The 17,743-nt window shown below is 47.1% G+C and carries 19 protein-coding genes and 1 tRNA gene; 12 read left to right on the forward strand and 8 right to left on the reverse strand.

Annotated features, from left to right (window positions below):
• Positions 1-30: 30 nt before the first annotated feature.
• Positions 31-1,410: a beta-propeller fold lactonase family protein gene (locus tag ACLWNV_RS04130; protein WP_413586636.1), complete on the forward strand. Its 1,380-nt coding sequence runs from the start codon at positions 31-33 to the stop codon at positions 1,408-1,410.
• A gap of 28 nt (positions 1,411-1,438) precedes the next feature.
• Here the strand turns inward: ACLWNV_RS04130 and ACLWNV_RS04135 are convergent, their stop codons facing one another.
• Entirely contained in the window at positions 1,439-1,801 is a 363-nt protein-coding gene (locus ACLWNV_RS04135; RefSeq protein ID WP_413586637.1) for a hypothetical protein, read from the reverse strand.
• A gap of 163 nt (positions 1,802-1,964) precedes the next feature.
• Here ACLWNV_RS04135 and ACLWNV_RS04140 point away from each other — a divergent pair.
• The 5 genes from ACLWNV_RS04140 to ACLWNV_RS04160 all read left to right on the forward strand — a co-directional run bounded on the left by ACLWNV_RS04140 (position 1,965) and on the right by ACLWNV_RS04160 (position 5,684).
• Positions 1,965-2,041 (forward strand) — tRNA-Arg (locus ACLWNV_RS04140).
• A gap of 170 nt (positions 2,042-2,211) precedes the next feature.
• The gene (locus ACLWNV_RS04145; protein WP_413586638.1) at positions 2,212-3,909 is read left to right on the forward strand and encodes an ATP-binding protein; all 1,698 of its coding nucleotides are present in this window, start codon (positions 2,212-2,214) and stop codon (positions 3,907-3,909) included.
• Between the two features lie 3 nt (positions 3,910-3,912).
• Positions 3,913-4,608, forward strand: coding sequence for a substrate-binding periplasmic protein (locus ACLWNV_RS04150; protein WP_413586639.1), 696 nt, complete (start codon positions 3,913-3,915; stop codon positions 4,606-4,608).
• 105 nt (positions 4,609-4,713) lie between these two features.
• Entirely contained in the window at positions 4,714-5,181 is a 468-nt protein-coding gene (locus tag ACLWNV_RS04155; protein ID WP_413586640.1) for a hypothetical protein, read from the forward strand.
• Between the two features lie 92 nt (positions 5,182-5,273).
• Complete coding sequence (locus ACLWNV_RS04160) at positions 5,274-5,684, forward strand: bacteriohemerythrin (protein ID WP_413586641.1); 411 nt, start codon at positions 5,274-5,276, stop codon at positions 5,682-5,684.
• A gap of 7 nt (positions 5,685-5,691) precedes the next feature.
• Here the strand turns inward: ACLWNV_RS04160 and ACLWNV_RS04165 are convergent, their stop codons facing one another.
• Entirely contained in the window at positions 5,692-6,447 is a 756-nt protein-coding gene (locus ACLWNV_RS04165) for a hypothetical protein (RefSeq protein WP_413586642.1), read from the reverse strand.
• A 125-nt stretch (positions 6,448-6,572) separates the two neighbouring features.
• On the opposite strand from ACLWNV_RS04165, the gene chrA reads away from it, so the two are divergent.
• The 6 genes from chrA to ACLWNV_RS04195 all read left to right on the forward strand — a co-directional run bounded on the left by chrA (position 6,573) and on the right by ACLWNV_RS04195 (position 12,639).
• Positions 6,573-7,760, forward strand: coding sequence for a chromate efflux transporter (gene chrA, locus ACLWNV_RS04170; RefSeq protein ID WP_413586643.1), 1,188 nt, complete (start codon positions 6,573-6,575; stop codon positions 7,758-7,760).
• Between the two features lie 103 nt (positions 7,761-7,863).
• Entirely contained in the window at positions 7,864-8,841 is a 978-nt protein-coding gene (locus tag ACLWNV_RS04175) for an HAD family hydrolase (RefSeq protein WP_413586644.1), read from the forward strand.
• 26 nt (positions 8,842-8,867) lie between these two features.
• On the forward strand, positions 8,868-10,565 hold the full coding sequence (locus ACLWNV_RS04180; protein ID WP_413586645.1) for an arylsulfatase: 1,698 nt from the start codon (positions 8,868-8,870) through the stop codon (positions 10,563-10,565).
• 83 nt (positions 10,566-10,648) lie between these two features.
• Positions 10,649-11,566, forward strand: coding sequence for a formylglycine-generating enzyme family protein (locus ACLWNV_RS04185; RefSeq protein WP_413587619.1), 918 nt, complete (start codon positions 10,649-10,651; stop codon positions 11,564-11,566).
• Complete coding sequence (locus tag ACLWNV_RS04190) at positions 11,559-12,008, forward strand: YidH family protein (RefSeq protein WP_413586646.1); 450 nt, start codon at positions 11,559-11,561, stop codon at positions 12,006-12,008. The genes ACLWNV_RS04185 and ACLWNV_RS04190 overlap by 8 nt, the downstream gene beginning before the upstream one ends.
• Before the next feature lie 10 nt (positions 12,009-12,018).
• A complete protein-coding gene (locus ACLWNV_RS04195; protein ID WP_413586647.1) occupies positions 12,019-12,639 on the forward strand; it encodes a MarC family protein in 621 nt (206 codons plus the stop codon).
• 67 nt (positions 12,640-12,706) lie between these two features.
• Here ACLWNV_RS04195 and ACLWNV_RS04200 read toward each other — a convergent pair whose 3' ends face one another.
• From ACLWNV_RS04200 to ACLWNV_RS04225, 6 genes are all read right to left on the reverse strand, one after another.
• The gene (locus ACLWNV_RS04200) at positions 12,707-13,180 is read right to left on the reverse strand and encodes a DUF3011 domain-containing protein (RefSeq protein WP_413586648.1); all 474 of its coding nucleotides are present in this window, start codon (positions 13,178-13,180) and stop codon (positions 12,707-12,709) included.
• 125 nt (positions 13,181-13,305) lie between these two features.
• Positions 13,306-14,118 carry a YihY/virulence factor BrkB family protein gene (locus tag ACLWNV_RS04205; protein WP_413586649.1) on the reverse strand — a complete coding sequence of 271 codons (813 nt, stop codon included), beginning with the start codon at positions 14,116-14,118 and terminating at the stop codon, positions 13,306-13,308.
• A gap of 110 nt (positions 14,119-14,228) precedes the next feature.
• Positions 14,229-15,005 (reverse strand): hypothetical protein, encoded by a 777-nt coding sequence (locus ACLWNV_RS04210; protein WP_413586650.1) that lies wholly within the window; start codon positions 15,003-15,005, stop codon positions 14,229-14,231.
• Between the two features lie 140 nt (positions 15,006-15,145).
• Positions 15,146-16,057 carry an MBL fold metallo-hydrolase gene (locus ACLWNV_RS04215; RefSeq protein WP_413586651.1) on the reverse strand — a complete coding sequence of 304 codons (912 nt, stop codon included), beginning with the start codon at positions 16,055-16,057 and terminating at the stop codon, positions 15,146-15,148.
• The gene (locus tag ACLWNV_RS04220; RefSeq protein WP_413586652.1) at positions 16,032-16,811 is read right to left on the reverse strand and encodes a lysophospholipid acyltransferase family protein; all 780 of its coding nucleotides are present in this window, start codon (positions 16,809-16,811) and stop codon (positions 16,032-16,034) included. Before ACLWNV_RS04220 ends, ACLWNV_RS04215 begins: the two co-directional genes overlap by 26 nt.
• The gene (locus tag ACLWNV_RS04225) at positions 16,808-17,743 is read right to left on the reverse strand and encodes a phosphatidate cytidylyltransferase (protein ID WP_413586653.1); all 936 of its coding nucleotides are present in this window, start codon (positions 17,741-17,743) and stop codon (positions 16,808-16,810) included. Before ACLWNV_RS04225 ends, ACLWNV_RS04220 begins: the two co-directional genes overlap by 4 nt.

A 17,743-nucleotide genomic window follows, 5' to 3' on the forward strand; every position in this document is an offset into this window, starting at 1 on the left:
ATAGTTTCGCTTTAAACAAAGGAGAACTGTATGAAGCAGCTGATTATGGTGCTGGGGCTGGTTTCGTATGCCTGCCTGGCAGGTGCGACCGCGAAAGATTTGGAAGCATATTCTTCCAAGGATTTTTTGAAAAAAATACTGCCGACGGGTTGTCAGCCCAAGGGTGCGAAGATGGCTCCGGACGGCAAGTACCTTTATCTCGCGGAAATGTGTGGAAAGGTTGATCCAAAAACCAAAAAAAGAGTTCCCACTGCTTCCATTTATGATGTCGAAAAAATGACTCTGCATAAGACCCTGATCACGCCTGCGGGTATTCGTAAAAATGGAATTCTGGCAAATACAGAAGTGGATTTTACCCTGGATGGTAAATGGGCGCTGATCGCTCGTGCAGAAGGCGATGCAGATTCAGAAGTGTTCAAAAATCAGGGCTTGGTCACGGTCGTGAACACGAAAACGCAAAAGATCGCAAAGTATATTCCCACATACGGTCAAGGAGCGAAGATCATCGCCACTCGCCCTGCTGTGACACGAATGAGAAATCCTCAGCAGATCGTCTATGTCGCCAACTATTTTTCGGATGACATCAGTGTCCTGGATTTCACTACCATGCAGGATAATGGAAAGCTGGATGGCACCGCTCATTTTGTGAAAAAAATTGATTTGCAAACGCACTTTAAACCGCCGGTGAATCACGGTTACAAAATCGCGCCGCGTGGTGTGGCGTTCACTCCGGATGGTTCGCGCGCTTTGGTTTTGAATACTGAATCAGGTAGTATATTTGTGGTGGATTCTATTAATCACAGACAACTCGCAGAGCTGGCTCCCATTGGAAAAGATCTGGCAGGCAGAGAATTGAACGTGCGCCACATAGTAACTTCCAAAGACGGGGAGCTCGCATACCTAAGTCATATGCGTGGCAACGCCGTTTCACGAATCAGTGTCAGAAAGCTGATGGAAACCGTGGAGGCAATGCCTGATAAAGGACCGGAAGCAGTGCTACCGGAATCCACATGGAATGACCTGCTGGTTCCGTTTAATACAGCCTCGGGTTTGCAAAAGATTTTGATTCTTGAGGACTATCCAAAAGATCATCCGAACTTCCCGAACAAGAAATGGCCATTGGCTCATCCAAATACGATTGTTTTGGATCCGATCAACAATCGCTATCTGTATGTTTCTGCGCGCACGACCACGACCGTTGGCGATACCTCAGTGGATTCCCGTATCGCTGGGAAAATTGATGTTGTAGACACGGTGAACGGCAACGTCGTTTTCACTTTCGTTGGGGGCAGTCAGCCCACGGCATTGGAAATCTCTCCGGATGGAAAAACTTTGATTTCCAGCGCCCTGGTTGGCGCTAAATTGTTCTTCTTTGATGTCGGCAAGGTTTTGAAAATCTATGAACAATAAAAGAAAAGGTCCCTCGCGGGACCTTTTTTTATTTTTGGCACTCAAGATACTTAGTCGGCTCGGCCGGTTTTAATCGTGTCACCTGAACCGTTTTCACAGCATCAGCAGCAAAGGGCTTGGTCACCAGCACGCGGTACTCCCAACTTTTGAATTCCAGGTTTTCAGAAGTGGAGTTCAAATAGGCGCGAACGGGCTCTTTGGAAAGAATCAAATTGTCGATCGCAACCAACCACGTGGTTGCCTGAAACTCGCGACCGTCCTTCAAAGTGCAGATCACGAAGTTTCCATCGGCATCGGTGGTTAGGTCGTCGGGATTGATATCGGTCTCTCCAGGTGCCGCAAAAGTGGTCAGTGAGGTCGTCAGGGCAAGGATCAGGATTATGAATTTCATTCGGACGCTCCCTTGAATGATTTATTCTTTTATAAATCAGAGGGATTTCGTAGGCCAGTAATTAGTAACGAAGTGCGTTAATGCGCAAAAATTGCGGGCATGGGCTTGGATTTTAGGAATCAATTTGCTAGTTTGTGCCCCTTCGGCGATATTATCGCCAAGTGGTTCCGTAGCTCAGCTGGATAGAGCAACTGCCTTCTAAGCAGTAGGTCGTACGTTCGAGTCGTACCGGAATCACCATTTTCTTCTTTTCCAAAAAACACTCAAAACTTAATAACTTCAATAATGCAGATCTTTTCGACGTGCTTTTTATTGGCGCAAACCCTGTATTGCATCAATGGAAAATTTGTAAAGAGATCGAGTAATGCCTGTTTAGTAAACTGACTTTGAATTGTTCCGACGGAGGGGTAATGGCCTATGTTGGCGGTATAAAAAGATTGGTTGAAGTGATTCCTGAGCTTTCATCTGCGCGAAGCCTGGAACAAGTAATGACGATAGTGCGCTCTGCCGCTCGAGAAATTGCCCGCGCTGACGGCGCCACCTTCGTGTTGAAAGAAGGACCTTTCTGCCACTATGCAGACGAAGAAGCGATCAGTCCTTTATGGAAAGGCCAAAGATTTCCACTTGAGTCCTGCATTAGTGGCTGGTCGATGATCAATAAAAAAGCCGTGGTCATTCAGGATATCTATCAGGATCCGCGCATTCCCTTTGAAGCGTACCGGCCCACTTTCGTAAAAAGTCTGGCGATGGTGCCGATTCGTGTTGATGATCCGATCGGTGCGATCGGAGTTTACTGGGCCCAGGAGTACTTGCTTCCTGAGGATCAACTGGAACTTCTGCAAGCTTTGGCGGATAGCGTATCCGTAGCTTTGGAAAATATAAATCTGTACAGCGACTTAAAAAAGAAAATTGAACAGCTTGAATTGGCGAATGAAGCCAAAGACAACTTTCTGCTGACGGTATCGCACGAGCTGCGCACTCCGCTAAATGCCATTATCGGTTGGACGGATATTCTTCGTGAAGATGTGGTGACGGACGAAGAGCGGGAGCAAGGCCTGGACGTTATCAACCGAAATGCCAAAACCCAGGCGCGAATAGTGGAAGATCTTTTGGATTCCACCCGTATCGTGGTGGGGCGAATGCGTCTGGAGCAGGAGGAGGTCGAACTTATTGAAGTTCTAAAAGTTGCCGTCTCTTCGTTGCAAACCGAAGCCAATAAAAAGGCCATTAAGATTCACATGTCCACGGATCTGCAGGAGGCGCCGGTCAAAGGCGATGCGCTTCGGCTGCAACAGGTCTTCACGAACCTTTTGGTGAATGCGATTAAATTTTCTTACGACGGTGGCGAGATTTTGGTGAAGGTCCAAAAACGTGGACCGGGAGTGCAAATTCAAATCGAGGATCACGGCGTTGGGATTTCCGATTCCACTCGCCAGAATCTTTTTGACCGTTTTCATCAGGCCGACAATTCCACTACAAGAAGATTCGGTGGGTTGGGATTGGGTCTTTCCATCTCCAAACACCTGATTGAAAGCCACAACGGCCAAATCAGCATTTTCAGTGATGGGGAAGGACGGGGAACAACGGCGCAAATTATTCTGCCAATGATCGACAAAAAAGTCTCCGAGTTGGCAGAGGTGCTATCGCGGCACGCGCGCGAAGGCGTTCAATCGGAGCTGCTCCTGCGAAGTGTGCATGTTTTGGCAGTGGACGATGACGAGGATTCTTTGAAACTGATGGAAACCGTTCTTCGGCGCTCCGGAGCAAAAGTGGAAAAGGCCCACTCCGTGCAGGAGGCCCTGCGACTGACGCGCCTTTTTCATTTCGATGCCGTCGTCAGCGACTTAAGCATGCCTGAAGAAGATGGTTTCTCACTAATAAAAAAAGTCAGGGCGGGACAAACCGCTTTAAAGAAAAGTATTCCCGCAGTGGCGGTCACAGCGTTTAATGATCAGGACAGTCGGGATAAAGCACTTTCGGCGGGTTTTGATCAGTTCTTTGGGAAGCCTCTTTCCCGTTCGGAATTAATTCACAGTTTGGAAAGATTTGTAGCAGATTCCAAAATTGACGGTGATCGCAGACCACCGCCATTAGACAGCGCGCCTTAAAAGATGGCTCAATACTTTGCTTGGATCTTCATAATCCTACTTTTGGCGGCGCCAGCCTTTCCGGATGAAAAAGTATACACTCTGGTCACTATCGAAAACGCCAGCAAGATATCTTCATACAAGGAACTGGGTGATATGATGACTGCTGTCCTAAAAGACAGTGGCATTAAATCCCGAATCATCGAAATGCCGGTTGAAAGAGGCATGCGGCTTGTGGATAGCGGTCAGGCTGACTTCTTCATTGCCAGTGATTTGGCAATTCAGGATACTTATAAAAACCTTGTTCCCTCGTCATTCCCATTTATCAAAACCCATATCTGGGTTTTTCATCGCGCCGACGACTCGCGTTTCCAAAATAAGAATCCAACGCCACAGATGAATGGCGTTGCCCTGCTTAATGATCCCGCGGTTTCGGCTATTGTGAAGAAAAAGAAGTTGAAGGTCATCGGTGTTCAGTCCTCAATGGCTGGTTTGCAGATGTTACTGACCAGGAGGGCGGATTTTTATGTCGGTACTATGGGAACTGTGGATGTTCTGCTGGCGGCAACACCTGGTGAAAGAAAGAAAATTTCAAATGTGAAAGAGCCCCTGGCACCCTATGATGTTTACTTTTGGGCTCACAAGAAGCATGCGGCTCTCATGCCCACGATCAGTAAGAATCTTAAGAAGGCTATGAGCAAAAAGGCGACTGTCAAATAACTGTACGATCAGGTACTAATTGCAATGAGCCTGAAGGTAGGGGAGTCTTGGCTCGATTTCAGATATATTCACGCCACTCCATTTCCCTCTCAAAAAGGTGACTTTATGAAACTTAAATACCTGGTTACGACTATTGCACTTTGCGCCGGTTCCACAGCATTAGCTAAAAACGGAGCACAGAAGTTTGTTGCCAATTATGCCAAGTTGCCAAAGTCTTACGATGCTGTTCAATTTCGTGGTCACAACAATTCAAAATTTGAAACCTGCCAGTTGGATTTGACCGCGGGATATTTGAATGACGGTATGAAGTACATGCAGCTTTCCAACTACATGGGCGAAGCTGTTTTTGTAAGTTTTGATGCCAAGAAAACCTACACTGGCAATGTTATCAAGATCTCCCAAAGAGATGAAGAAGTGGATGAGTTCGGTAATCGCTATCCAGTGGTTTTCTCCCTGAAGCTTCAAGTTGATGACAAAGGTGAGCCCGTTCGTGCAAAAGGGAAAATCGATCGTAGATTTCCATACAGCGACAGCAATATCTCCTGCCAATTCCCGACCTCAGTTCAGGACTAGCTGGTCGAACCCTGGTGGAGAAAACTGGGGATAGCTTCAGTCTCGCAAACTCCTTCCGAAGAGTGTGATGAATCATTACACAGGGGAAAGAGATGGCTGACAGTTTTTTTAAATGGGACCAGGAGAGACTTACCACACACGTTGAAGCGATGGATAACGAGCACAAGAAATTGATCGACATCATGAATCGCTTGTTCGAGCGCAATGAAGCCAAAGCGGGAAAATCTGAACTACAATCCATCGTTCGTGAGTTGGCTTCCTGGACCGTGACACACTTCGAGCACGAAGAAAAATTCTTCGACACACTTCCTTATTCACAAGCCTCTGTTCATAAAAAAATTCACGCGGATTTGATCACTCGTTTAAAAGGTCATGCTGCAGAGTTTGATAAAACCGGAGTGCTCACGCCTGCATTTTTTCAATTTTTGAAAACGTGGTTAACCGCACACATCATGGGTATTGATACGAAGTACGGTTTGATCGCATCTCAAAAATCCGCTTAGTTACACTTTATTGATTAACTGTCTGAACGTTTTTGATCTCAGTGAGCTGTTCCAAAGACAACCAGAATAAATCCCGTACGCTATCATAAATTAATGAATAGCTTGCGGGATACTTGCCCGGGACCGCTGCATTTGACGGCAGCGGAATCTGTGCCGTGACCTGCGGCTTCGTTTGCAGGTAGGAAAGCGCAATCATCGGTTCCAGAAAAATTATTTCTCCATTATAGAATCCATAAATGTAGCTGGCAGTAAAAGGTTTGCCATTCAGCTCGGGGGAGCGCAAGTCCACCCAATGCCAACCCATCATCGGCACGCCTTCGGGACCTGGAACATAAAAGCGGGGCTTGTACTCATCCCGGGGTTGTTTCATGCAGATCGCATTATCAGTGCCGTCGCATTTGATGCTATGGCGCTGGTGTTCGCTGATGAAATAGAAATGAAAATCAAAATGAGGGACGCCATAAATTTCTGTGGGCGCGTGGCCGTGGGGATTCCAGTTAATCGTAAAATGATTGAAAGGCGGCAGCGAAATGTCTGGCGGCAGTGTCAGTGTATATTCATAGTCATGGCGGTGACCCGCAGGCAGTCCTTCCAAAACTTTTCCCGAAAACACCATTCCGATTGAATCAATTGTCTGGGAGTCGTTAAGTTTCGCAAAGCTAGAAGCTTGTCCAAGGCCGATATTGGTAGCGGGCCCCAGAATCACAGTTTCAGCCTGCGCATAATAAGAAGTCAGAAGAGTGATAATCATAAAGAGTTTCATAGAAAGTCTCCACGATAGGAATGTCTTTATCTTATACGGTGCAGGTTTTAGGAACAATCGCTCGGTGAATAGTGTGTTGAAAAGAACAGCTTGCGACCAAAGACAGGGCATTACATAATGGCCCGGTGATTAGTAATTTATCTGAAATCTTCCTGGTGTTTTTGCGTCTTGGTTTAACCTCCTTCGGAGGTCCCATCGCTCATTTAGGTTTCTTTCAGACAGAATTCGTAAAAAAAAGAAATTGGCTGGATAACCAATCCTATGCCGATCTGGTGGCTCTGTGCCAAATACTTCCTGGGCCCGCCAGTAGTCAGGTGGGAATGGCCGTGGGCTATTTTAGGGGCGGCTATCTGGGAGCGCTGATTGCCTGGTTGGGTTTTACTCTGCCGTCGGCAGTGCTTATGATCCTGGTTGGTTACGGTATTGCTGGTACATCCCAGTTGCTGTCAGCTGCAACTTTGCACGGATTAAAAATCGCAGCCGTCGCAGTGGTGGCACACGCCGTTTACAGTATGTCTAAAAGTATCTGCGTGGATAAAACCCGCATCGCTATGGCAGTTCTTGCGGCAGCATTGGCTTTGTTTGTGGAAAATGCTTTCGGGCAAATTCTGATAATTCTTATGGGGGCGGCAGCGGGAGTTTTATTTTTAAAAAGCAACTCCACTCCGCTGTTATTGGGTCATTTGCAAAAAGGTTCCAAGAAAGTGGCGTCGATTCTGCTGGTCGCTTTCTTTCTTCTTTTGGGTGCGCTTCCTCTGGCTGGCAAATTGACGGGAGATCCTACCATTCAGCAGTTTGACAGTTTCTTTCGCACGGGCTCGCTGGTGTTTGGCGGCGGGCATGTCGTTTTGCCGATTTTGAAGAATGAAATCGTGAATCAGGGGTGGGTTTCCAGCGTCGACTTCTTATCTGGTTATGGCGCAGCACAAGCCTTGCCTGGTCCACTTTTTACGTTCAGTGCTTATTTGGGAACAGTGTCAGCTGTAACTCCAGGCGGGGCCGCTGGGGGGCTTCTGGCATTGGTAGCGATTTTTCTGCCGTCGTTTCTTTTGGTTTTGGGAGTCATTCCGTACTGGTCGCAAATGATTAAGAACGAAAATCTGCAATCGGCAATTCAAGGTGTGAATGCGACCGTAGTCGGGTTGCTGGCGGCGGCATTTTACAATCCCGTATGGAAGAGTGCGATCTTCACCATGACAGATTTAGCTTTTGCCATAGTCGCCTTTTGTCTGTTGACGTTCACGCGGACTCCCGCGTGGCTTATTGTCATCCTTGCGGCCATCGTGCCCGCACTAATTCCTGTGTACGCCTAATCAGTCAGCTGGTTGTTTAGTAGCAATTAAGTTCATCTGAAATGTACAAAAATCACCCGTCTTACGAGTATGGAGGTAAACCAGAAAATATAGGGTGGTGGACATGAGATTCTTATTTTATCTTGCGTTCTTTTTGAATTCCTCGCTGGCATTTGCGGCCGACCCTTTACCGTCCTGGAACGAGGGTGATCTTAAAAAATCCATTGTCAGTTTTGTTCGTGAAGTGACTACCGAAGGTCCACGCTTTGTAAAGCCGGAAGACCGGATTGCCACGTTCGATAACGACGGCACCTTATGGAGTGAAGTTCCCACGGTGGAAGTTGAATTTACCAAAGTTCGCTTGAAGGATGTTCTGGCACGTAATCCCGCAATGAAAAATAAAGAACCGTACCGCACGCTTTTGCGCGAAGGTAAAAGCGCTCTGCCACATATGACCCAAAAACAAATTCTGGATATTATGGCCGTCACCCATTCCGGTATGAGCGAGCCTGACTTCACCAAAGAAGTGCAGGAGTTTTTCAAAACGGCCTTGCATCCAAAGTTGAATGTTCCGTATTCACAAACGGCTTATCAGCCGATGCTCGAGCTTTTAAGTTACCTCCGCGAAAATGATTTTAAGCTGTTCATCTGTTCCGGCGGAGACATCTCATTCATGCGGGTTGTAGCCACGGAAATGTACGGCATTCCCTCGCAAAATATTATTGGTTCATTCTTCGTGGATCGCACCCGTGAGGTGGATGGAAAATTGGTGGTCATGAGAACTTCGAGTCTGGGAATGATGAACGATAAAGATGGCAAGCCTGTTTCGATTGTTCGTCACATTGGAAAACGTCCGATTCTGTCTGTGGGTAATGAGCGTTCGGGCGGGGATATCGCGCATCTTCGTTACTCCCGGGAGTCCGCGGGGCCGAATTTGCAAATCATGATCAATCACGACGATGCCGAACGCGAATCTGCTTATACGGAGAAAGACGGCGCGTCCTTAACCGCAGCAAAAAAGTTCGGATTTAAAGTTTTAAGTATGAAGAATGACTGGAAACAGATCTTTCCAGGTAAACAACCTATCGCAAAAGATTTCTAACTTAACTGCACTGAAGGAGGCCAAGGATGGTCAAACGAGAAGAAAGCAAAAGCCAGGATAAAAGCCAAAAGCAAACTCAAAGGAATGACGGTAAGTCTACAAAACCAAATATTTTGGTGATCATGGGAGACGATATCGGTATTTCGAATCTGAGCTGCTACAGTCATGGTTTGATGGGATATAAAACACCCAATATAGATCGTCTGGCGAATGAAGGAATGATGTTTACCGATTCTTATGGGGAACAAAGCTGTACCGCAGGCAGAGCCGCATTTATCACGGGTCAAAGCGTTTTCCGAACGGGTCTCTCTAAAGTCGGGCTCCCAGGCGCAGCAATAGGTCTGCGGTCAGAAGATCCAACTATCGCGGAACTTTTAAAAGGCGAGGGCTACGCAACAGGACAGTTTGGAAAAAACCATTTTGGAGATCGTAACGAGTTTTTGCCTACCGTTCATGGATTTGATGAATTTTATGGAAATCTTTATCACTTAAATGCCGAGGAAGATCCAGAAGAACCGGATTATCCTACAGCTAAGGAATTCAGAGATCGCTTCCTGCCACGGGGAGTATTGCGCTGTAAAGCCTCTGCGCAGGACGACTCCACAGTTCAGCCTCGATGGGGGCGCGTGGGAATGCAAACCATTGAAGACACTGGTCCGCTGACGAAGTTACGCATGGAAACGTGCGATGATGAGTTTGTGGACGAGGCCAAAAATTTTATCCAGCGTCAAAATGATGAGGGTAAACCATGGTTCGTCTGGCTTAATACCACTCACATGCATTTGCGCACTCACACAAAACCAGAAAGTATTGGTCAGGCTGGGCCTCATCAATCGGCATATCATGACACCATGATTGATCATGATAAAAATGTCGGTCAGATGTTGGATTGCTTGGATGATCTCGGTATTACTGAAAATACCATTGTGCTTTATACTACAGACAATGGCCCACACATGAACACGTGGCCGGATGGTGCAATGACCCCATTTCGAAGCGAGAAGAATACAAACTGGGAAGGTGCATTCCGCGTCCCTTTGTTGCTGCGTTGGCCCGGCAAAGTCAAAGCCGGTGAGGTCTCGAATGAAATCATTCAGCATCACGATTGGCTTCCTACTTTTCTGGCCGCGGCTGGTAATAGTGACGTAAAGGAAAAACTATTGCAGGGGCACCAGTCGGCTGGGAAAAATTTTCGGGTTCATCTTGATGGATTCAATTTGCTTCCATACTTAACGGGCCAGGAAGAGAAAAGCCCAAGACCTGGATTTATTTACTTCAGTGATGATGGAGATCTGGTTGGCCTTCGTTGGCAAAACTGGAAACTGGTATTCAGTGAGCAGCGTTCTAAAGGAACCATGCAAGTTTGGGCCGAACCTTTTATTCCTTTAAGAATTCCTAAACTCTTTAACTTGCGCACGGATCCTTTCGAAAAAGCGGACATCACTTCTAATACTTATTGGGATTGGTACTGTAGCAAAGCGTATATCATCATGGCGGCTCAGGCGATTGTCGCAGAATTCCTGAAAACCTTTACCGACTTTCCTCCTCGTCAAAAAGCAGCGAGTTTCACCATCGATCAGGTCATGGAAAAAATGACGAATGCCGCAGGGTACGCCCATGAGGATTCGACGGGAAGAGTGGCTGACGAAGAAGGCGAGGATCAAAATAGTGCTGTACGCAAATCTCGCACGAAAGACAGTGATCAGCCCCGCTCTACGCATTAAGCAGAAAGCTATTTTAAGTGACACAAGAAGATACAACGCAAGTTTTGGAAAAGGAAAAGGAGCGAACAGCTCCTTTTCCTAATATGGTCTGGATTCCCGGGGGCACTTTTGTGATGGGCTCTGATAATCACTATGCCGAGGAAGCACCCGCACATCGTGTGAAAGTCGATGGCTTTTGGATGGAGCGGTATCCAGTCACTAACAGACAATTCGCAAAGTTTGTTCAGGAAACAGGTTACGTCACCTATTGTGAAACCGATCCGGAACCGGCGTTGTATCCTGGGGCATTGCCTGAAATGCTGAAAGCAGCTTCGGTGGTATTTGTGCAACCTCAAGGTCCCGTAGATCTTAGGAACCCGCATCTGTGGTGGCATTTTATTTCCGGAGCCAATTGGCGAAATCCTCAAGGACCAGGCAGTTCTATCGAAAACAAAATGGATCATCCCGTCGTACATGTTGCGTGGGCGGATGTGCAGGCTTACTGTGCCTGGGCTGGAAAATCATTGGCAACCGAAGCCGAGTGGGAGTTTGCTGCCCGAGGTGGAAACGAAGGAACCGAATATGCCTGGGGAAGTGAGCTGATTCCAGAAACAGGTCATCGCGCAAATATCTGGCAAGGGGAGTTTCCCTGGCAGAATTTGGCCAGTGATGGACATGTGGGTACGTCACCCGTGGCAAGTTATCCTGAAAACGAATACGGGCTGTATGACATGATCGGAAATGTGTGGGAGTGGACCTCGGATTGGTACACTCCAAAACATACAGAAGACAAACCCAAAGCTTGTTGTATTCCGAAAAATCCCCGTGGCGGCCAGGAGGCAGAAAGTTTCGATCCACGTCAGGCGTTAAAAATTCCGCGCAAGGTGATGAAAGGGGGATCGCATCTATGTGCTCCCAATTATTGCCGTCGCTACCGTCCTTCGGCGCGTATGGCGCAACCTATTGACACTTCAACTTCGCACTTAGGTTTCCGGTGTATTGTCAGGGGGACCAGTGATTGAGCCAGAAAAAACGACAACGGAGTTATCGCAAGAAAGAACCGGCCTGTCTGAACAACGTACTGGTATGTCAGAGCATCGAACTGATCTGTCAGAGGTTCGTTCGCACCTGGCGAACGAACGCACTCACTTAGCCTATATGCGTACGGGAATTTCTCTGGTGAGTTTAGGTATCACCATGAATCGCTTCAGCTGGTTTTTGATGGATAATAAATCCATGACCCGTTATGGCGGTCATACGTTTTTGAATGATGCGAAAAATGTCGGCTTGGGAATGGTGATTCTGGGAAGCATCTTATTGGTGTGGTCTTTGTTTCGCTATCGCCAAACTTTCGCTTCTATCAAGACTGGAATTTATCATCCCTCTACCAAGACGATTACGACTTTCACTTTAGGTTTAATTCTTACAGGGGTTATTTCCATCATCTGGTTAATGATCGGTTAGGAGACCATTTATGCATCCGCATGGTTATATCTTAGGGGCGTCAGAGTTATTCACTGTGTTCTTTGTTATGGTGGGGCCGCTGGAGCATTTGATGCCGTTTGCCCGCACCACTCAAAACATGTCAGTGAAGCAAATAGGAGTGCTGTCGGTAAAAACCTTTTTGATCATTGTCCCGGTGATGATAGTCATGGGGCTGTTCGGAAAACATCTGTTACACGAATGGAGAATTCCCATTTTGGTTCTGGAGCTGACGGCGGGTGTGGTGTTTTTCATTACGGCGCTTAAAATTTTGGTCGGAAAATCAGGGACCTTTGAAGAGGATATGCCCAAAGCAGAAGTTATGGATCCTTTGACCATGGCTTTGAAAGTGATCATCAATCCCTATGCCTGCGGCACATTGATTGTTCTGCTATCTATCAGTCATGAAATCGAACGAACAATTCTGATTATCATTATGTTGACTGTAATTTTGTTATTAGATTGCCTGGCATTGAGATACATTCGCGTACTGATGGGAAAAGTCGGTCAGGTTATCATGAGAATTTTGGGGGCTGTGCTGGGTATTATGCAGGCATCTTTGGCTGCGACAATTATTTACTCCAGTCTAAAGATGATGTTAGCTGCGCCCTGATTCTGAAACACAAAGACCCTTGGTTTGCCCAAAGGTCTTTGAGAACAGGAAATTTCAAGGCAGCGAGTTAGAATCTTTCGATAGCAAATACTCCACGGCAACCGTGGTCAACCCAAATTGAACTTCCCACTAAACCGAAGGAACGGTTTTCTTCACAGCGGGCTTTGCTGCGTTGTTGGGCCAGGTAAACTCTGCGGATTCCGCGGGGGTCAATGTAACAGGTGTTGTAGCGGCTTTCCTTGGATTCACAAGTGACATATTCAATGCGAGGCTGCTGAGGCGGTTGTGGGCGAGGAGCTGGGCCACCATGACCAGGGCCATTGCCTGGACGGCCATAACCAGGGCCATTGCCGCGACCACGATCATCATCTCGTCGATCATCGCGACGATCACCGCCCCGGCGATCGTTACCACGACGGTCATCACGATCAGGGCCACGAAAGGAATACACCTCTTCGTTTTCAGAGTAATTGAAATCATAGGCGTGGGCACTTTGTGCAAAAGAGCCAAGAACGATAAGAGCCATTAATACATTTTTCATTTAATCCCCCAAATTGAGTGGTGTCTTTATGACGTGAACGTCACTATTGGGGGATTATTGCGAAGCTTGTGCCAGCGGAAACTGGAGCCAGAACGAACCGTAAACTTAGCGTAGCAAAGATTAATTTAAGTAATGTGGCGCTTTTGTAAGCTCGCACAAAGGGCGACACCACCCAGTATCACGTACCACAAAGCCAGAATCCATAAAGTCAGGATCGGAATGGCTGCAAATGAACCATAGATTTTATTGTAATTAAAAACTCCGACAGCAACAAAGGCGAAACCTTTATGCACTCCAAACATTCCCGCACCAGCAAGCAGTGAGCTTACGAAGGCAGAGCGCCAGTGAACGGGAAGATCCGGCACCAGTTTATAAATCAGGAATAAACTTCCAAACAGAACAAAACCATTCAGGAATCCGCTGGGTAATAGCTTACGAACCACATTGAATTGATCAAGTGTATTAAAGCCCACATAAATTGCCAGAAAGACCGGTATCAAAAGAATCAGCACCCATTGGTAAATTAATCGCTTGTAAAAGGGGCGAGTGTTTTTGTGATTCCAAACGCGGTGAATGCCGACTTCCATATCGTGCAGCAAACGCAGCGATGTCAGGAACAAAAAGATCGCGCCCGTGGTTCCAACTTTTCCAGCGTTGATATTTTTTAGAAAAATACGCAGCCACTTCGTTAGATCACTGCCGGCCGCTTCGCGCAGATTTAACAGCAAAAAATACTCAACCTTCGGATAAAGGGCTTCAAAGCCACCGATGGACTGAAATGTCGCCGTAACCACGGCCAGAAACGGAACCATTCCCACGATCGTGGAAAATGACAGGGAGCTTGCCACCAATGCCAGCTCGCCATCCTGCATTTGCTGGAAGGTGTCTTTGATAACGCCCCAGAGGTTTCTAAAGTTTCTGCTTACACTTGCAATCATGGCCGTCCGTTCCTTCTTTCACCATAACGGCTAAATCCTTAAAAGGGCATAAAAAAAGGGATGCCGGTCTGGCATCCCTAATTGGATTACTTTGTTAAGTGTCGGTCATGCTATTTGCTTGCGACGCGATTTTTGGATTTTTTCTTTTTCTCGTCTTTGCAGAATGCGATATCAGGTTTCTTTGCTTTTTTGCCAAGCTTAGCGACCTTTTTGCAATCGACTTTGGCTTTTTTGCCAGCGACTGCTTTGCCTTTATCTTTAGCCTTGGCTTTAGCTAGAGCTTTTTTCTCGGCCTTACAGAAAGCTACTTCAGGTTTCTTTGCCTTTTTGCCCTGTTTTGCTACCTTTTTGCAATCGATCTTAGGTTTCTTCGCAACAGCTTTTTCTTTGCCTTTTTTTGCTGGCAAAACTTTGGCGATATTCTTTCTGGATTTTTTTGGAGCATCGTAAGAAGAGGACGTGTTGTAAACCTGAGGTTCTTCCGGAGCTACATTGGCAATGGCCGGAGTCGGCTCGCCCTGCCATGACGGAGCGGAACGATCCATTTCCTCGTTCACCGCTGTTTGTGGCAAGTTCGCAGAATCACCAGAGTAGTTTTCAGCCGGAGCCTGGCTTTGGGACGCCAGATCGCCTGCAGCTTCTGCAACATAAGGATCTGCGTGGTTTGAAAGTTCAGCGCCCTCTTCAGCAGCTGGGGCTGCCGCAGTTTCTTCGCCTGCAGAAGGGGTCACAGCATTTGCAGACTCGGAGTCTGCAAGATCCAGTGGATCAGTGGGTTTGGCTTGTTCTTGAGTGGCTGGAGCTTCTTCAGACCCCATCCAGGATTTCACTGTCGCACAGGATATTAAACAGGAGCTGAGTGTTGCTAAAACTAGTAAATTTCTCATGGCTGTCCCTCTCGTAAATGTTATCAGCATAACAACACTATCGGCGGGAATTTTGATAAACAAAACGCTGTTCTCAAAATAGAGCGTTTCCAATTGGGTCGCTCTGGAACCTCATGGAAAAGAGAATAAAAGTTCGTCAGTTACAGCCAGAATCGTTTTTGCACCGCAAAGTCCGCGCCGTTTCTTTCGATCAGGGCAGCGTCGCAATAAGGATCATGTTCAAAGAAAAGATACCATTTACCATCGGCTGCAGCCCCCAGGTGTTTGGTTTTTTCTTCCATCAATACCAGTGGTTGCAAGTCATAGCCCATCAGCCACGGGATTTTCACATGCGTGCTGGTCGGAACCATATCCGCGCAGTACATCAGCGTGTTTTCGCCGTCAGTGACTTTGATGATTTGTTGAGACTGCGTGTGACCGTTGGAAATCACACAGGAGATTCCAGGAATAAAATTTTCCGTCGGACCATCCAGAAGTTTAAGTGCTCCGGAATCGATCAATGGCTGGAAATTCGCAGCATAGTAGCTGGCTTTTTCACGCAGGTTCGGATGGCTGGCAACTTCCAGGTTTCCTTTTTGCGCCCAATAGATTGCGTTTGGAAAAGTGGGCACAAGCTTGCCGCCTTTTTCCGTAACACCACCGCCGGCATGATCGAAATGGAAATGGGTTATGATCACATGATGCACGTCTTCAGGATTTAGTCCGTGAGCTTTTAGGGACTTTAGCAATGATGGTCCATTTTGATCCATCCCGTACATTTCGGCGAATTTATTTCCCAGCTTGTCACCGTACTTCGCAACGAAATCCGCACCGTTTCCGGTGTCGATTAAAACGTTGCAGCCAGGGGATTTTAACAACAAACCGCGCGCTTCCATTTGAATGCGGTTCTTGTCGTCTGTGGGATTGGTTTTTTCCCAAAGGACTTTAGGAACGGTACCAAACATGGCGCCACCATCCAGACCGAATAGACCTGTAGGAATCGGACAGACTTCAAAAGCGCCTATTTTTAGATGTCTTTTTTCGACTTCAAATTTGTTCTGAGGGATTGTCATTGGCGTTCTCCTTGGTCTCAATTCCAGCTTCCACCGGGAAAGCTTCCGGGTAAAAACTCATCACCCAGCTTTTATAAGCAGCATACACCTCTTCAATGGGACCGGGAGGATGAACGGGACCTACGTGCAAAACCAGGCGGCCGGGCTTGGCAAAAAACTGCCCTTTAGGCCAAAGGTCCGAGTTCCCTTCAAGGTAAGTGAAAAGAATGGAAGTTTGAGTTTTTTCAGAAAAAATAGAAACGCCACGTTTGAACGTCTGCACCTTGCCGGTTTGGGAGCGGGTGCCCTCGGGGAAAATAATCAGCCACATGCGCGGCAGTTCCGTCAGAAGTTTCAAAATCAGATTTACCGCTTCGCCCTTACGGTCTTTACGATCAATCGGAATCGCACCCAGGCAGTGCTGAGAGAAAAACATGAACAGCGGATTAGAGAAAAAGTAATCCTTGGCCGCCGCGATATAAACACTCAACCAATAGCGACGGGGAATGGAAGCAGTCAAAGAAACCGCGTCCAAGTGGCTCGCATGATTGCTGATGATAATCAGCTTTGGATGTTTTTCGTAAACGGTTTTAAAAGGAACACCAGTCACTTTCAGGCGGATGTAAAATTTAAAAATAATATTCTTAAGAATCAAGGACCACAAAAAGCGCATGCACACACTGAAGAAATCCAGGTGGCGGGTAAAAAGCGGCAAGTGCTTTAGATATGTGGGCAGTTTGGTCCACTGCTCGTTTTCGTAGTCCCAATCCTTCATAGCAATACCGTCATCACGTAATAGTAAATCGGTGCGACAAATATCAAACGGTCCACTCGGTGAAGGAAATCACCACGTCCGATGATGAAAGGTCCCACAGTTTTCATTCCGGCATCACGACGAACCACAGTCATCACCAGGTCGCCGACGAATCCGCCCAGTGAGGCGATCAGGCCTGAAGCCAACCAGTACTTTTCAGAACCATCCGGAAGCAAGAAACGCATACAGCCGGCAAGGAACAAAGTCAGAGCAATCGACACGGCTGTACTTCCGACAGTACGACGCGGGTTGATGGACGGGAACATTCTCCAGCCCCCGATGTAACGGCCCACTGCCAAATTGGTATTGTCACAGAACTCGGTCAGGATGATCAGATACATCAACTGGTAAATTCCATTTGGGAATTTCATGATCAAACCTAGGTGCATGAACGACCAACCCAAAAAGATAAAGGCCAGCAACGTCAGCGACATGTACTGAATCATGCGCTTATAAGAATTGCGCAGCAACGGTACCAGGCAAGCCGCCATCAACACGATCATCGGCATGACGTTGTAAATATCCACGCGATCAAAATAAATGCAGGCGGCCAGCCCCACGATTCCGGCATAGCAAATTAAAACGAAATTGCTTCGGTGGAACATTCCCATGATCTGGAAAAATATTTTTGCACCCAGAATCGCCAAGGCCGTCAAACAAACCAGTGGCCACGGTGTTGGCAGTCCCATTACCAGGAACATCAGTGGCGCTGCAATCAGCCAGCTTTTGATACTCGCCCAGGATTGAACAAAGTAATAGTTCTTGTTGCGAAAGAAAAACACCACAGCACCGGAAGCAAAGATGATTGAAAGAACAATCAAAACTGTCTGTCGGTAAATGTGTGATTCCCATGCTGCAGGAATATTCAGTGTGATGGGAAGTTGAAAGTCCAT

The organism is Bdellovibrio sp. HCB274 (genome assembly GCF_047306075.1).
Lineage (GTDB): Bacteria > Bdellovibrionota > Bdellovibrionia > Bdellovibrionales > Bdellovibrionaceae > Bdellovibrio.

Coding starts and splice junctions, on each gene's coding strand:
- ACLWNV_RS04130 (WP_413586636.1), top strand. CDS start 31: ATGAAGCAGCTGATTATGGTGCTGGGGCTGGTTTCGTATGCCTGCCTG.
- ACLWNV_RS04135 (WP_413586637.1), bottom strand. CDS start 1,801: ATGAAATTCATAATCCTGATCCTTGCCCTGACGACCTCACTGACCACT.
- ACLWNV_RS04145 (WP_413586638.1), top strand. CDS start 2,212: ATGGCCTATGTTGGCGGTATAAAAAGATTGGTTGAAGTGATTCCTGAG.
- ACLWNV_RS04150 (WP_413586639.1), top strand. CDS start 3,913: ATGGCTCAATACTTTGCTTGGATCTTCATAATCCTACTTTTGGCGGCG.
- ACLWNV_RS04155 (WP_413586640.1), top strand. CDS start 4,714: ATGAAACTTAAATACCTGGTTACGACTATTGCACTTTGCGCCGGTTCC.
- ACLWNV_RS04160 (WP_413586641.1), top strand. CDS start 5,274: ATGGCTGACAGTTTTTTTAAATGGGACCAGGAGAGACTTACCACACAC.
- ACLWNV_RS04165 (WP_413586642.1), bottom strand. CDS start 6,447: ATGAAACTCTTTATGATTATCACTCTTCTGACTTCTTATTATGCGCAG.
- ACLWNV_RS04175 (WP_413586644.1), top strand. CDS start 7,864: ATGAGATTCTTATTTTATCTTGCGTTCTTTTTGAATTCCTCGCTGGCA.
- ACLWNV_RS04180 (WP_413586645.1), top strand. CDS start 8,868: ATGGTCAAACGAGAAGAAAGCAAAAGCCAGGATAAAAGCCAAAAGCAA.
- ACLWNV_RS04185 (WP_413587619.1), top strand. CDS start 10,649: ATGGTCTGGATTCCCGGGGGCACTTTTGTGATGGGCTCTGATAATCAC.
- ACLWNV_RS04195 (WP_413586647.1), top strand. CDS start 12,019: ATGCATCCGCATGGTTATATCTTAGGGGCGTCAGAGTTATTCACTGTG.
- ACLWNV_RS04200 (WP_413586648.1), bottom strand. CDS start 13,180: ATGAAAAATGTATTAATGGCTCTTATCGTTCTTGGCTCTTTTGCACAA.
- ACLWNV_RS04205 (WP_413586649.1), bottom strand. CDS start 14,118: ATGATTGCAAGTGTAAGCAGAAACTTTAGAAACCTCTGGGGCGTTATC.
- ACLWNV_RS04210 (WP_413586650.1), bottom strand. CDS start 15,005: ATGAGAAATTTACTAGTTTTAGCAACACTCAGCTCCTGTTTAATATCC.
- ACLWNV_RS04215 (WP_413586651.1), bottom strand. CDS start 16,057: ATGACAATCCCTCAGAACAAATTTGAAGTCGAAAAAAGACATCTAAAA.
- ACLWNV_RS04220 (WP_413586652.1), bottom strand. CDS start 16,811: ATGAAGGATTGGGACTACGAAAACGAGCAGTGGACCAAACTGCCCACA.
- ACLWNV_RS04225 (WP_413586653.1), bottom strand. CDS start 17,743: ATGGACTTTCAACTTCCCATCACACTGAATATTCCTGCAGCATGGGAA.